We start from the raw sequence: 14,965 nt of genomic DNA, 5'->3' as shown, positions 1-14,965 counted from the left end.
ATTTCAATTAGAAAGCAATGACGCATAAAAGCGTCGTTATACCATCATTAAAAAAACATTTATCCCTACGGGACATGGGGATACTATGCCTGGATCTATCGTCTTCACATTTAAAAATTAGCTATGAGAATGTATCAATTATTCCGGCACCTCAGGTGCAGGTACCTGTTACTCTTCTTTATCATGCAGTGTTTCACTGCTGCCGCAGCCTTTGCACAGGTAAAGCTGACAGGTAAAGTAACAGACGAAGCCGGCGCAGCATTGCCTGGGATCACAGTAGCCATCAAAAACACCAGGTCAGGTGCGATGACTGATGGAGATGGAAACTTTGTGATCAACGCCGATCTGAAACCAGGTACTTATACTATAAGTTTTTCCGGTATCGGTTTCGCTCCGAAACAAAGTGACCTGGTAATTGGTACAGGTAAAACTTATACATTAAATACACAGCTTGGTACCTCTGTATCCAAACTGGATGAAGTGGTGGTTACAGGTACATCAGCCGGTACTACCCGCAAACAGTTAGGTAGCTATGTGAGCACGGTAAAAGCGGCAGAACTGACAAAAGGTGGTACAGGCAACGTGCTGGCTGCTTTACAGGGTAAAACTGCCGGAGCACAGGTTACACAAAACTCTGGTGATCCTGCCGGCGGGATCTCTGTAAAACTCCGTGGTACCAGTACTATCAGTGGTTCTACCGATCCCCTGTATATCATCGATGGTGTGATCATCGATAACTCAACTACCCGTGTTACCAATGCCGATGCCAGTTATGCGGGTGGTAATTCAGTGGGTAATGTAGGCCAGAGCCGTATCGTAGATATTAACCCTGCAGACATTGAAAGTATTGAAGTACTGAATGGTGCAGCAGCGGCAGCCATTTATGGTAGCCGTGCAAATGCCGGTGTCGTGCAGATCTTTACCAAGCGCGGTTCCAATGGCGTACCGGTGGTCAATTTCAGCACCAGCTTCAATGTAAACCAGCTGCGCAAAAAACTGGATGTAAATGAAGCACCTACGAAATTCGGTGGTAGTCCGGCAGACTCTACACAAACGATCCTGACGCCCACTATCAGGAACAGCACCAGTGTACAACGGTACGATTACCAGGACTACATCTTCCGCACAGGTATTGGCACTGATAATAATATCTCTGTTACAGGCGGACAAAATAAAACCAAATACTATGCTTCTGCCGGTTACCTCTACAACCAGGGTATTGTGAGGAATACTGATTTCAACCGTTACAGTTTCCGTTTGAACCTCGATCAGGAACTGAATAAATGGATCAGCTTCAACGCCAGCATGAACTACATCTATAGCAAATCAAACGAGAAGCCGGATGGTAACTCGTTTTTCTCACCTACCAATGCTGTTACCATCATTGGTAACTATTATGACATCCATGCAAGAGATGCGCAGGGAAACATCATGGCAGTAGGAGAGCGTGGACGTGTGAACCCGGCTTCCGTAATAGAAAACATCAAACAACAGCAGCAAACGAGCAGGATCATCGCGGGGGCGGGTTTTAAACTCAAACCCGTGAAGAACCTGACCATCGACTATCATATGGGTATTGATAATTATAGCCAGGATGGTACAACCCTCATCCCGCCTTACGCTTATAATGTAAGTTCTGGTTTCTATGGTGGTGGTGCTTTGCTGGACCCAACTCAGAATGGTTATGCAAGTGCAGGTACCAACAATTCATTCCTGATCAACCATGATGTGAATGCCACTTATAATGCGCAGATCAGCAGTCGCCTGGCTTCTGTAACACAGGTAGGCTTCTCTCAACAGTATTCCAAAATGCATTACACCCTCCTGCAGGGGCGTGGCCTGCCTCCTTACGTAACGACTGTAAGTGGTGCAGCTACGCCAATCACAGGTGCCGATCAGCGTACAGAAGTATCTATCTCTGGTGCCTTCATTCAGCAGAACTTTAAGTACCGTGATCAGCTCTTCCTGACAGGTGCATTGAGAATGGATGGTTCATCTGTATTCGGTGAATCAGAAAGAAACCAGCTGTATACTAAACTGAGTGGTAGCTATGTGATTTCAGGTACTGACTACTGGGCTAAGCTCGGTGTGTCAAAATGGTGGAACCTCTTCAAACTACGAGCAGCGTATGGTGAATCCGGTAACCTGACGGGTATCCCTGCTTATGGCCGGTTCAATACTTACAATGCAGTGGCTTTCGTAGGGGCAGCATCCTTCACTTCACAAACTACCTACACCAACCCGGATATCAAACCTGAAAGACAGAAAGAACTGGAGTTCGGTACCGATCTGGCTTTCCTGGATAATCGGCTGAACGTATCGGTGAACGTATATCGTAAACGTGTAAACGATCTGCTCATCACCAGCGCGATAGCACCTACACAGGGCTACAGCAGCCGACTGGACAATGTGGGTTCCCTGCAGAACAATGGTGTGGAAGCAATCGTGAATATAGAACCTGTAAAGACAAAAGACTTTACCTGGAGCATGACGGCTATCTGGAACCACAACAGGAACAAGGCGCTGAATACCGGCAAGAACCTCATTCTGTATCCAACAAACAGTGGTGCACCGGTGGCTATTTTAAGTGGTGAACCGATAGGTTTCTTCTATGGCACCTTCTTCGCAAGAGATGCCAATGGCAATCAGATCAAAAATGCAGCAGGTATTCCGCTCACAGAACTCGGTGTACAAAATTCTTCCCTGACTTATACGCCGGGTCGTGATGCCAACGGTTTACCAACAGGTAACACTTCCCTGCAAAAGAAAATAGGTGATCCAAACCCTGACTGGACAGGAACTTTGACCAACGATTTCACTTACAAAAAATGGAACCTGCATACACAGCTGGATGCTGTACAGGGGGGCGATGTATTCAATGCCGATTTCAGAACCAGGCAAGGTGTGGACAATGGTAAAGTAGCAGAACAGGAAGACAGGGGCCAGCTGCCCCGTGGTTATATCGCTGGTGTATATGCTATACAGGAATGGAGAATTGATGATGGCTCTTTCGTAAAACTGAGAGAAGTATCATTGAGTTACAATATAGGCAAGGTAAAAGGAATCAGTGACCTGACAGTGAGCGTGGGTGGACGAAACCTTTATTCATGGGATCACTACAAAGGATACGATCCGGAAGTGAATGCTGCAGGGCAAAGTACAATCCTGCGTGGTATTGATTTCGGTTCAGTACCTGCGCCAAGAACTTTCAACGTAGCGATTCGTGCCAAATTCTAAACCATCAAAAAGGAGATTCATGAAAAGGTATATCAACAATTATAGCAGGTCTGTTATAGCAGGGATCTTACTCTTCGCTGCTGCATCCTGCAAAAAGGAATATACAGATCCTTCCGGACCTTCATCAGACAAAGCATTGAGCTCAGCCAATGCACTGACAGATGTAGCGGTAGGTTTGCAAAACTGGTACACTGCCAACAGAACCGGGAATATCTATACCAAGGTAGCAGCCAGCAGTTTGCTCACAGGTGAAACGTATGTGGTGAATGCCGGTAATACAGATGAGAACCAGCTGTACCTGGGAGGTACCAATGTGCAAAACACCAACACTATTGTAACAGGTCTCTGGACGGTGAGTAACAAGATCATCTTTGATGCTGACAATGTATTGAAGAATGTAAACAGTGTAGTCTCTGATAAAAACTATGCCAGTGGGCTCATTGCCTATACCTCCATCTGGAAGGCACTGGCCATTGGTGATATGGCGGAGTTCTGGGAGCAGATCCCGGATACAACAGGTACGAATGTTCCCTTCATTACCAATACTGCAGGTTATGCCAGGGCGATTGCTATCATTGACAATGCCCTGGCTACCATCAGTGCGAATGCAGTGAGTACTACATTTATCAAAAACATTCCGGCGGGGATCAACCTGCAAAACACCTTGTATGCACTGAAAGCGCGCTATGCATTGTTCTCCGGCGATTATGCCACTGCCCTCGGAGCAGCGAACCAGGTGTCTCCGGGTACCACTTCTACTTTCAATTACAATTCACTGACCACTAATCCCATCTTTGCATTGGTCACCTCTACCAATAATATCTACCAGGTAGTGGACTCTGCGATGAGCTTACCGCCAGGATTACGTCCGGATGCTGCAGACAAGCGCTTTCCGTTCTATGTAGCAGTAGGTACCAAACCGGTTTATGGGATCAAGGGTTTCTACAGTGCGCTGTTACAGAATATTCCTGTATACCTGCCTGGTGAAATGACCCTGATCAAAGCTGAATGTTATGCACGTCAGCATGATATTGTAAATGGTTTGATAGAGCTGAATAAGGTCGTGACCAAGACCGCATCGCAGGATGCTTTTGGTGTAGGAGCAGCCTTGCCTGCAGTAGTGGCCACAACAGAAAGTGACTTGCTGGAGCTGATTTACAAGCATCGCCGTATCGAATTGTTCATGGGTGGACTGGCACTGGAAGATGAGCGTCGCTTTAACAGGCCAGCTACGGAGCGTAAGCGTTCTTATTTCCCTTATCCATTCGTAGAGCGGAACGGCAATACAAATACGCCAACGGATCCATCATTCTAATAAACACCTAAGTTCAATCTGAAGCCGGCTGCATCTTATGTGGCCGGCTTTCTTATTCATTCGTCTATAAATTCCGGCTTTCTGCATAGTATTTTCCTCTATTAAAGTTATAAGGATATTTTTGTCTTACCACTCGACCTAGCATTCTGTTAATCTCAAAGCAATTTCCGGTATTGATTCATATTGTATTTTATAAAAGGCAATGCCGAAAGGATGGCCTGCGGCTGGCTTTTTAAATCAGAATATAGTCAATACCCAATTTCCAAGGACTATACCTGTTATAATGATCATTGCTATCTTAAAACGTAAACGTGCAAGCGTTAACGCCAGTTTGAAGTGCTTGCTGTCGGTGTTGCTGCTATTACTTTGCTCACATGAAATGAAGGCCCAGTTATGTACCGGGAGCCTGGGAGATCCCGTTGTCAGTATTGACTTCGGCTCAGGTACATCTTCCTTTGGGGGCGCGCTGGCTTCCGGCACGACCACTTATACATATGTAACGAAGGCTTTTCCCAGTGACGGTTATTATACGATAGAAAGCTCCACGGCGGCTTCTGGCACGGTATGGTGGAGTACTACGGATCATACCGGTAGTGGGTACATGATGGTGGTAAATGCCGCTACCTCTGTACAGGATTATTTCTACAAAAAAACAGTAACTGGTTTGTGTGGAGGCACCACGTATGAGTTTGCAGCATGGATTGTGAACCTGCTCCGTTCCCAGGATAATAATCCGCCGAATGTTACCTTCTCTATTTTATCAAGCGATGAATCTACTACCTATGGCAGCTATACCACCGGTTCTATTCCGCTGACGAGTGGAGGAGCCGTGTGGAAGCAAATAGGTTTTTACTTTACCACACCTGCGGGTGTAACAGATGTTGAAATCAAGATCAGTAACAGTAGTCCGGGTGGTGCACCGGCGAATGACCTTGCATTGGATGATATTACTTTTCGGGCCTGTGGTCCTACAGTGACTGCATATACCAGCGATGGCGCATCCTCAAAGGAAGTATGTAAAGATGATGCCACGGTATTTACATTTAATGGCACTGTATCCAGTGGCTATACAGATCCTGCCTATCAATGGCAGGTGAGTACAGATGGTGGTACTACCTGGACAGATATCAGTGGTGCTACCAGCACAACTTATGTACGTCAGCCAACGACAGCAGGTACTTATTTATATAGAATGTCCGCAGCATCGACTACCAATATCGGATCTTCCGGTTGTCGTGTCAGTTCAAATGTGATCACCATACAGGTAGATGATAACCCTGATCCGCAGGCCAGCACTAATAACCCCGGATGTGAAGGAGATAAGCTTGAATTAAGTTCATCTTCATTTTCAGGTGCAACTTATAGCTGGACAGGGCCTAATGGATTTACAAGCAGTGAACAGAACCCGGTGATCAATAGTGTCACCGCTGCTAACAACGGAGACTACATTGTGACCTTAACCACAGCAGTAGGTTGCAGCAATAGGGATACGACCAGTATTGATGTAAACGCTGCACCAGCTGCCGATGCGGGTGCTGATCAGAGCATGTGTGAGGGAGCTTCTGTGACATTGGAAGGGAGTGGCGGCAGTACTTATCTCTGGTCACCATCATCTACAGTTACAGCTCCGACGAGTGCAACAACAAATGCTTCTCCAACAGATACGACATCCTATATTTTAACGGTAAGCAATGGTACCTGCAATGCGTATGATACAGTGACGGTGAATGTATGGAAACTGCCAACAGCCAATGCGGGTGTGGATCAGCACATCTTTGAAGGGGAAGCCGCACAGCTGGCAGGTACGGCTGGTGGTACGGATGTAAGTTATGCATGGACACCCGTATATAATATCACAGATGCAGCAATCCTGAACCCCATCGTTACACCTACAGATAATACAACGTATACCCTGACCGTTAGTTCCAATCTCGGTTGCGGAGATGCAACAGATGATGTGTATATCCGGGTGTATAAAACGATCATCATCCCAAATGCTTTTTCACCCAATGGTGATGGCATTAATGATACCTGGAAGATTGCCAAACTGGATACTTATCCCGAAGCCATTGTAAATGTATTCAACAGGTATGGGCAGGTGGTCTTTCACAGCCAGGGGTATGGTACGGAATGGGATGGCACATACAATGGCAAGCCTTTGCCGGTAGGTACTTATTATTATACAATAGATCTGAAAATTGGGTTTGGTACTAATCCCAGTGGTTGGGTGGTGATTCTCCGATAAGAAAACCAGCGATATGAATAAAGTTATCATTTTAGGTATGAGCATGCTGCTGGCTATAAATGGATATGCACAGCAAAAGCCACACTATACACAGTATATACTCAACCAGTATATTATCAATCCTGCATTGTCAGGTATTGAAAACTACGTGGATGTTAAGGTCAGTCACCGTCATCAGTGGACGGGATTGAATGGAGGGCCGGTGACTACTTATGTTACCGTTCAGGGGCCGATCAATAAAAAAGATTATCGTACTACTGCCACTTCTTTTGCTGTACCGGGCGAGAATCCACGGGGGCAAAGGTATTGGGAGAATTATTCGGCAGCAGAACCTCATCATGGGGTAGGCATGCAATTGATCAATGATGTAACAGGGCCTTTGTCCAACCAGAGTTTATACGGTACTTATGCCTATCATATAGGGCTTACACCAAGAACGAGTTTATCAGCAGGATTTGGTTTGGGTTTCAGTCGTTTTCGCCTGAACAGTGCTGCACTGAACTTTAATAATACAACGGTAGACCCGGTGGTGTATGCCAGTGGTATATTGAACAAAACGAAGTTTGATATGACGGCGGGTTTATATCTCTATTCAGCGGATTATTTTATTGGAGTATCTGCACAGCAGATCGTGCCGAATACCCTTACTTATGCAGATCATACCATTACAACAGAAACGGGTAAAACCGTTCCGCACATTTTTGTAACGGGAGGTTACCGGATCTTAATTAATGAGGATCTGAATCTGACCCCTTCCCTGATGGTCAAGTATATCAATCCCCTGCCCATGCAGGTGGAAGTGAACACGAAATTGCAGTACAGGGATATGATCTGGATAGGGGCGAGCTATCGTCATAAGGACAGTTTTGCAGGAATGGTAGGATTTAATATCTCCAATACCGTCAACCTGGGCTACTCTTATGACAATGCTACCACGGCGCTGGCGTCTTATAACCGGGGCACCCATGAGTTGGTGCTGGGCTTTACTTTCGGCAATAAATATGATGATGGTTGTCCCAGAAATGTGTGGTAAGTCCGTGTGATCGAAACGTTAAATATGCTGCCGGGATTCGGCTACAAGTGGGAAAAGCAGTAATTTTCCAGCGCTTTTTTCTTAAACCTTCAACTGTCAACGGCCTGCTCCGCGTATAGGGGCAGGCTATTATACCAGCCATCCTCCTTTCCTCATAAAAACTTTGATTATATCTGTCCAGTTTCCTAAATTTCCTCCCGGAAGCTTATAACTATTACAAAAACCCATGGTCATGAAATTTAAGAAATCACTTTTAGTGCCATTGTCGTTAATGCTGGCAGTGGTACTTTGTTCACTTTCTTTGCCACCTGAAGAGAAGGCGAAGAATCTGAAAGTTTTGCCTAAGAACATCAGTCATGATGAGCTGATGCAAACAATGCATGTGTTCAATAAGTCTCTGGGCGTAAAATGCGATTTCTGCCATGCGCATTCCAAGGATGATCCTAAAAAGATGGATTTTGCCAGTGATGAATTGGAAGAAAAGGAAACTGCCAGGGATATGATGAAGTTGACAATGAAGATCAACAAGAAGTATTTTAAATCCGGTAAGGATGAGAATGGTAAACAGATAATGACTGTTACCTGCTACACCTGTCACAATGGTCAGAAAGAGCCGGCCTCAACCCCTCCGGGTGGTATGGACAAAGGTCCTCAGGGTCCTCCTCCGGGTGCTGGTCATGATGGGCCTCCACCACCTCCCAAAAGTAATTAATGAATTATTTCCGGCAGGTGTACAGCCTGCCGGAAATTTTATTGGCTGAAAGCATAAAAAAATTATCTTTATAATAATAGAAGTTTCCACTGTAGTTTATTGTAAATAGAAGATCATCGCCACTAACGCACAACTAAATTGATTGTTATGACCGTGTTCACAACACTCGCCATCCTGGCCCTTGTATTTTTCGTCGCACATGTTATTTTGTTATTCACCTCTTTTGGTAAAAATGGTTACCAGAAGAAGCGCTATTTCTATTCACATCTCACACTCTGGATAGCGGGAGTGCTGGTATTCCTGATGACTGCTTTATTCGCGGGAAAACAGGTTTCACCCATCCTGGATGTGTTTGATACTTTTGGTAAGCAGTCCCTGATCCTTGGTGGAGTAGTGGTATTATCACTCACTGCCCACACCATTTGCCGTTACCTGGTAATTCCCCGTTTTAGATAATTAGCATTGTATGCATGCTTCGATAGCCGCCTTTGTAAAAGGGTGGCTATTTTTTTTGGAATTAGCGGTCCTATCTATCCTCCCCTTCGTCTTTATTGTGAAAAGCAGCTTTATTAGAGAACCCGTTAACCAAAATTAACACCATGAGAAAAACCCTCTTAATTGCCTGTAGTGGCTTGCTGATTCTTTCTGCCTGTAAAAAAGAGGCGGAAGAAAAGCTAAAGAACACCACTACCACCGCTGTGACGACGTCCTCAGTCACTAACTATTATGTCAATGGCAGCACAGGAAGTGATGCCAATGCCGGTACTTCAGACACATTGCCATTAAAGACGATCCAGGCAGCCTTGTGGAAAACAAGCGATGGCGTAGGCGCTACGATCTGGGTAGCTGCCGGCACCTACAAGGAAAAACTCTGGTGGCCTTATTCCGGTGCTGATTCTACCCATCCCATTACCCTTACCAATTACAATGGTGGTACGGTCATCCTCGATGGGGTAGGTGCCAGCAATGGTACGCAGAAAGCAATGATTGCAGCAGTTTCCAGGAGCCATGTTCGGATCAACAACATTACGGTGGCGAACAACACGACTTCCAGCGCAGTCGGCATCCTTTTCAAGGGTAGTGGTACTGACATCCAGGTGACTGGTTGTAAGATCTACAACATTGGCTGGACCACGGATTCTACAGCTTCTCCTGCTTCTACTGACAATGCAAATCCATTGATGGTATGGGGTGATGCACTCGCTTCTTACAACAAGGTATACATTGGCAGCAACCAGATCTACAGCTGTAATACCGGGTATAGCGAAGGCCTGACCATGGCTGGGAATGTGGAGAACTTCCTCATTGAAAGTAATGTGGTACATCACATTCGTAACATCGGTATCGACATGACGGGGCATTATTCATGGGCCAATGCCAATGATAGTGTAAATATGGCCCGCAATGGAAATGTGAAATACAATATCGTATACAACTGTATTTCACCTATTGCATTGAATGGCGGAATTTATGTAGATGGTGGTAAGTACATTAACATTGAAGGCAATATCTGCTATAATAACTATGCAGGTATTTCCGCAGGTTGTGAAAATAACAACTACACAGCTACTGGTATCAACATCAGGGACAATTTTATTTACAACAGCAGGAATGCTGGTATCCTTGTAGGTTCTAACCAGGCGAACAGTAAGGTGACTTATTCCACCATCATGAACAACTCCCTGTATAAGAACAATACAGATGGTGGATGGGGAGGAGAAATCAGTTTGCAGAATACAGATTATGTCACTATCAAAAATAACATTGTTTACTCTGCAAGTGATATTATGATGATTGCATTGTGGGGATATTCATCTACCCACCTGGTGAGTGATTACAACCTGTATTATGGTGCTTCAGGCAGTGCCGCAAGTTCTACTTTCGACTGGTATCCTACCAGCACGACGTATGGCTCACTGGCAGCATTTACGGCAGCAACGGGTTTGGATGCGCATTCTACTTATGGCAATCCGAATTATGTAAGTGCTACAAATCTGCACCTGGGCAGTACATCTCCGGCTATCAATGCGGGTGATCCTTCATTTGTATTGGGTTACCAGGAATTTGATATTGATAAACAGAGCAGGATTCAGAACAGCAGGGTGGATAAGGGTGCAGACGAAACGGCTTATTAGTTTTTGGTTGTCGCTTTTGCCACTCGCAAAAGCGACAGCTTTTTTACCCTACCAGGTATTGTTTCAGTTTGCTGCCCGTATCAGCATCCAGGTAGGCGCCCTGTACCAACCCTTTTTGCCTGGAGGTCACAGATCTATTGTGTGTATTATGCTTGTGTATGGATTCACGTATATACCACTTATGCTCAGAAGTGCGTGACCATGTATAGGAGTCAATATCTATAATTGAATTACTCCCACAGGATTCGCAGCAATAAAAATCAACCTTAATAATTTCCTTCGTTTCTTTAGGCCCGGTTTCCGGCAGGTATTTCAGGTCCAGCTCCAGCAGAAAACTGAAATTATCTGAGTGGTTAGCAAGTTGATAATACTTGCTGGCATCTAAAACATACACGCTTGTTTTAGCATAGTGTTCCCTGCATTTCTCACAGTAATACCGCATCATGGGCATGATGAAAATGGGAAGAGAGACCATGACTAACTCCACTAAATGTATGCCCTTCATTTCCATATTACGGTACCAAACCCAGTTAGTGAGCCATGCCGCGAGGCTGAATACAATACCTATCCGGACATTTACCCGGGGGCTCCTGCTCTGGTTATAGTGCCTGAACAGGTAAAATACCAGGAAGAGGGCAGCTGTCCAGAGCACCATGGGCAGGAGTTGATCTGACAGTTTCATATCGTAATCCGTAAATTCTCCATAAATTCTGCTACACAGGATACAGGCGGGAAAAGTAATAATGGACGCAATAATAAGGGGGATCCGGTTAATTTTTCCGGAGGTCTGATAATGGGTTTTAGGCATATGGGATATAAATTGCCAATAAAATTACTGAAACAATGCTTCACTTTAATTATTTTTAGCAGGATAACATCAATTCAAAAAGCAGCTAAAGGAGCGATAGTCGGGTTTATTTACGCATGCAGCCTACCACCGATACGGAATTACTACAACAGCTGAGGAAGGGGAACGAAAGTGCCTTCCGGCAGTTATATGACCGGCATAGCAGGCAGGTAGCCGCGTTTATATACCAATTAACCCATTCAGCGGTCGATGCGGAGGATATTCTGCAGGATACCTTTCTGAAATTATGGACCAGCCGGGATCAGCTTCCTGCTATAGAAAACATTGGTAACTACATCTTTATAATCGCCCGCAACAAAACGGTTGATCATCTCCGCAAGGTAGCGCGCCAGCAGCAGCTGGTCGACCAGGTATGGGCCAATATCTCTGAAGTGGCCGATGCCCTGGACCTGCAACTGGATGCCAGGGAAAGCCAGCAGCTCATAAGCAATGCCCTTTCTCAGTTATCAACGCAGAAGCAAACCATTTTCCGGCTCAGCAGGGTGGAGGGCTTAAGTCATGAGGATATTGCGGCACAGATGGGGTTGTCGAAAAGCAGGGTGAAAAATTTACAGGTGGAAACGCTGAAGCATATTCGTGTATTCCTGTCACGTTATGGAGGGCCGCTGGGAGTATTGCTATTCACTTGTTTAATGAAAAGCTGAATGGAGGTTGTGTATACGCCTGCTTCCATGCTTAATGAAACGCGAAATGGCAGTTAGAGATCCTCCTGCTTCCATGCTTAATGAAAAGCTAACATACAATTCATTGAATAATTTCCATTTTTAGGGCATGAAACAACTACTTATATTCCTGTTGCTGGCTGGTACTGTCAGCGCACAATCCAAACGCGAAAAGAAGGTGGTATTTGTCATTGCAGACGGTATCCCTGCCGATGTAATAGAGAAAGTGGCCACGCCAAATATAGATAAGATCATTGCAGCGGGTGCCTATACCCGTATGCATGTAGGAGGGGGCAGGAGCACCTATTCCGAAACCCCGACTATCTCGGCAGTAGGTTATAACAGCCTCCTTACGGGTACCTGGGTAAATAAGCACAATGTACCGGACAATGATATTAAGGATCCGAACTACCACTACCATAATATCTTCCGCTTATTCAAGGAGGCCTTTCCTAAAAAACAAACAGCCGTATATTCCAGCTGGGAAGATAACCGTACAAAACTCGCGCTGTCTGAGTACGTAGACCTGCATGCCGATGGCTATGAACTGGATACCCTAAATTTCCATCATGACAAGCAGCGTGATTTCATGCATAACATCGATGAGAAAGTAATTTCTGAGGCCGTAAAAGGCATCAAAAAGGACGCAGCATCTTTGAACTGGGTTTACCTTGAGTATACGGACGATATGGGCCATATGCATGGCGATAGTCCTGAATTTTACAAGGCGGTGAGTTTGATGGATGCACAGATGGGGAAATTATGGGAGGCGATCCGGTATCGTCAGCAGCATTTTCCGGAGGATTGGATGATCGTAATAACTACAGATCATGGTCGTGATGAAAAAACGGGTCGTGATCATGGCGGGCAGTCCATGCGGCAACGGAGCACCTGGATGGTGACGAGTTATCGCCCCTTAAATACTTATGCTAAGTATTATGAACCGGGGATTGTGGATATTTTGCCTACCATCGCAAGGTATTTACAAATGAACATCCCCGATTCCGTAGCGCGGGAGGTAGATGGTACTCCGCTTATTGGAAATGTAGCGATCGCCCAGGCATCCGCTAATTATATCCAGGGGAATATAGATCTGAAATGGAAAGCCTTGCAAAATACCGGGAATGTAAAGATCTGGGTAACGACGACTAATAATTTTAAGGAAGGAGGAAAGGATGAATATAAATTATTGAAAGAGGTACCAGTGAAACAGGAGCATGCTTTAATAGATGTAAAGGAATTGAAAAATGAAAATGGTCCTTTTTATAAAATAGTGTTGGAGACTCCTGTCAACACTGTCAATTTGTGGATTAAATAAATATTCCGGCAGCCGTAGGCGATTTCTCAAAGGTCTGCCGCAAAATGCTGCTTCTGCTGAAAGCGGAAGCAGCATTTTTGCTTTTCCTCCTCTTTTTTAAAAAATTATTATCTTTTCGCGGTCCTTCCCAATTTTTTACACGTCTTTATATTATATGCCAGAGCATCAGTCAAGGATAGAATATTTGTTAGATCGTTATGTGAATAGATCTTGCACCCGCGAGGAGCTGGAAGAGCTATTTATATACATCAAAGATGAAGCGCATGCAAACACGCTCAATCATCTGCTCAGCAACTATTCAGCAACGGCAAACACTGCCCCTGACATAGATTACGAAAACATTTACAGCCAGCTCATTCCTCCCCGTAGCCGGATCATCACATTCCGTCGCCTGGCAGCCGCTGCTGTAATTTTCCTGCTTGCAGGCTCCGCCTTCTGGTACCTTGGTCACTCAGGAAAGCAAACGCCTGTAGCCTCGAACACCGAAGCCCTGACACCTGCAAACCCCATCAACCCGGGGAGCAACAAAGCCACCCTTACCCTCGCCGATGGTACCGTCGTGCCTTTAGACAGTGCCGGCAGTCAGACCATCCACCAGGGCAACCAATCCATCAAACAGCAAAACGGACAATTATTATATACTGCAGAAGCAAACGGCAGTACAATACACTATAATAAACTATCTACCCCCAGGGGAGGACAATTCCAGATCGTATTACCCGACGGAACCAAAGTATGGCTCAATTCAGCGACCACCCTCCGCTACCCGACTGCTTTCACCGGTACTAACCGTATAGTGGAACTGGAAGGCCAGGGTTATTTTGAAGTAGCACCCGATGCTACACATCCTTTTCTCGTAAAAGTGCCTTCCACGCGCAGGGACAGCATGGAAGTACAGGTACTGGGTACCGGATTTGATGTTATGGCCTATGCCGACGAAGCCACAGTTAACACTACCCTCATTTCAGGTAGCGTAAGAGTAAAAGGAGGAAACACACTACAAACCCTGCAACCCGGTCAGCAGGCTGTCATGGACAATGATAACCATGCCATCACTGTCAGACCCGCAGATATTAAAAAAGTAACCGCGTGGAAAAACGGTGTGTTCGTGTTTAATAATACAGCTTTGCCTGCCATACTCAGAGAGGTAGCCCGCTGGTACGATGTAGACATCGTATACAATGCAAGCCCCAGTACTGAACTATATGGAGGGGGAATCAGCAGGAACCTGCAATTATCGTCCGTGTTACGTTTGCTCGAAGCAAGCGGATATAATCACCTGAAATTAGAAGGGAGAAAGGTCATCGTATTACCGTAATCAATTAAACCATCATTTATAGCTTATTGTTACCGGAAGGTATCTGAACCAAAATTTGAAATAGAACCAAAATTTAAAAGCAGCAGAAGAATACCATAATAGCAGCCGCTAAAAGGGATACC

11 protein-coding genes are annotated in these 14,965 nt (G+C 45.3%); 10 read left to right on the top strand and 1 reads right to left on the bottom strand.

Annotation, left to right across the window (positions count from 1 at the left end):
* Positions 1–123: 123 nt before the first annotated feature.
* The 7 genes from U0033_RS14445 (at position 124) to U0033_RS14415 (ending at position 10,677) form a co-directional block, all read left to right on the top strand.
* The gene (locus U0033_RS14445) at positions 124–3,237 is read left to right on the top strand and encodes a SusC/RagA family TonB-linked outer membrane protein (protein ID WP_072362613.1); all 3,114 of its coding nucleotides are present in this window, start codon (positions 124–126) and stop codon (positions 3,235–3,237) included.
* Positions 3,238–3,256: 19 nt separating this feature from the next.
* Positions 3,257–4,552 (top strand): RagB/SusD family nutrient uptake outer membrane protein, encoded by a 1,296-nt coding sequence (locus U0033_RS14440; RefSeq protein WP_072362612.1) that lies wholly within the window; start codon positions 3,257–3,259, stop codon positions 4,550–4,552.
* A gap of 283 nt (positions 4,553–4,835) precedes the next feature.
* Positions 4,836–6,797, top strand: coding sequence for a gliding motility-associated C-terminal domain-containing protein (locus U0033_RS14435; RefSeq protein WP_177318627.1), 1,962 nt, complete (start codon positions 4,836–4,838; stop codon positions 6,795–6,797).
* 13 nt (positions 6,798–6,810) lie between these two features.
* Positions 6,811–7,830: a PorP/SprF family type IX secretion system membrane protein gene (locus tag U0033_RS14430; protein WP_072362610.1), complete on the top strand. Its 1,020-nt coding sequence runs from the start codon at positions 6,811–6,813 to the stop codon at positions 7,828–7,830.
* 232 nt (positions 7,831–8,062) lie between these two features.
* On the top strand, positions 8,063–8,542 hold the full coding sequence (locus U0033_RS14425; RefSeq protein WP_083571607.1) for a c-type cytochrome: 480 nt from the start codon (positions 8,063–8,065) through the stop codon (positions 8,540–8,542).
* 147 nt (positions 8,543–8,689) lie between these two features.
* Positions 8,690–8,998, top strand: a complete 309-nt coding sequence (locus U0033_RS14420) for a hypothetical protein (protein WP_072362609.1) — start codon at positions 8,690–8,692, stop codon at positions 8,996–8,998.
* A gap of 143 nt (positions 8,999–9,141) precedes the next feature.
* Positions 9,142–10,677, top strand: a complete 1,536-nt coding sequence (locus U0033_RS14415) for a right-handed parallel beta-helix repeat-containing protein (RefSeq protein WP_072362608.1) — start codon at positions 9,142–9,144, stop codon at positions 10,675–10,677.
* Between the two features lie 43 nt (positions 10,678–10,720).
* Here U0033_RS14415 and U0033_RS14410 read toward each other — a convergent pair whose 3' ends face one another.
* On the bottom strand, positions 10,721–11,485 hold the full coding sequence (locus U0033_RS14410) for a hypothetical protein (protein ID WP_072362607.1): 765 nt from the start codon (positions 11,483–11,485) through the stop codon (positions 10,721–10,723).
* A gap of 116 nt (positions 11,486–11,601) precedes the next feature.
* Between U0033_RS14410 and U0033_RS14405 the strand changes: the two genes are divergently transcribed.
* The 3 genes from U0033_RS14405 to U0033_RS14395 all read left to right on the top strand — a co-directional run bounded on the left by U0033_RS14405 (position 11,602) and on the right by U0033_RS14395 (position 14,843).
* Positions 11,602–12,189: an RNA polymerase sigma factor gene (locus U0033_RS14405; RefSeq protein ID WP_072362606.1), complete on the top strand. Its 588-nt coding sequence runs from the start codon at positions 11,602–11,604 to the stop codon at positions 12,187–12,189.
* A 127-nt stretch (positions 12,190–12,316) separates the two neighbouring features.
* The gene (locus U0033_RS14400) at positions 12,317–13,525 is read left to right on the top strand and encodes an alkaline phosphatase family protein (protein ID WP_072362605.1); all 1,209 of its coding nucleotides are present in this window, start codon (positions 12,317–12,319) and stop codon (positions 13,523–13,525) included.
* Between the two features lie 199 nt (positions 13,526–13,724).
* Positions 13,725–14,843 carry a FecR family protein gene (locus tag U0033_RS14395; protein WP_177318626.1) on the top strand — a complete coding sequence of 373 codons (1,119 nt, stop codon included), beginning with the start codon at positions 13,725–13,727 and terminating at the stop codon, positions 14,841–14,843.
* Positions 14,844–14,965: the final 122 nt, after the last annotated feature.

It is taken from the genome of Chitinophaga sancti (genome assembly GCF_034424315.1).
Classification (GTDB): domain Bacteria; phylum Bacteroidota; class Bacteroidia; order Chitinophagales; family Chitinophagaceae; genus Chitinophaga; species Chitinophaga sancti.
The sequence above is the reverse complement of the archived record's forward strand: the minus strand, read 5'-3'. Positions and strand labels throughout refer to the sequence as shown.

Excerpts from the sequence above, each read along its gene's own strand:
- U0033_RS14400 (WP_072362605.1), top strand. The coding sequence starts at position 12,317 with ATGAAACAACTACTTATATTCCTGTTGCTGGCTGGTACTGTCAGCGCA.
- U0033_RS14410 (WP_072362607.1), bottom strand. The coding sequence starts at position 11,485 with ATGCCTAAAACCCATTATCAGACCTCCGGAAAAATTAACCGGATCCCC.
- U0033_RS14440 (WP_072362612.1), top strand. The coding sequence starts at position 3,257 with ATGAAAAGGTATATCAACAATTATAGCAGGTCTGTTATAGCAGGGATC.
- U0033_RS14435 (WP_177318627.1), top strand. The coding sequence starts at position 4,836 with ATGATCATTGCTATCTTAAAACGTAAACGTGCAAGCGTTAACGCCAGT.
- U0033_RS14415 (WP_072362608.1), top strand. The coding sequence starts at position 9,142 with ATGAGAAAAACCCTCTTAATTGCCTGTAGTGGCTTGCTGATTCTTTCT.
- U0033_RS14430 (WP_072362610.1), top strand. The coding sequence starts at position 6,811 with ATGAATAAAGTTATCATTTTAGGTATGAGCATGCTGCTGGCTATAAAT.
- U0033_RS14405 (WP_072362606.1), top strand. The coding sequence starts at position 11,602 with ATGCAGCCTACCACCGATACGGAATTACTACAACAGCTGAGGAAGGGG.
- U0033_RS14425 (WP_083571607.1), top strand. The coding sequence starts at position 8,063 with ATGAAATTTAAGAAATCACTTTTAGTGCCATTGTCGTTAATGCTGGCA.
- U0033_RS14445 (WP_072362613.1), top strand. The coding sequence starts at position 124 with ATGAGAATGTATCAATTATTCCGGCACCTCAGGTGCAGGTACCTGTTA.
- U0033_RS14420 (WP_072362609.1), top strand. The coding sequence starts at position 8,690 with ATGACCGTGTTCACAACACTCGCCATCCTGGCCCTTGTATTTTTCGTC.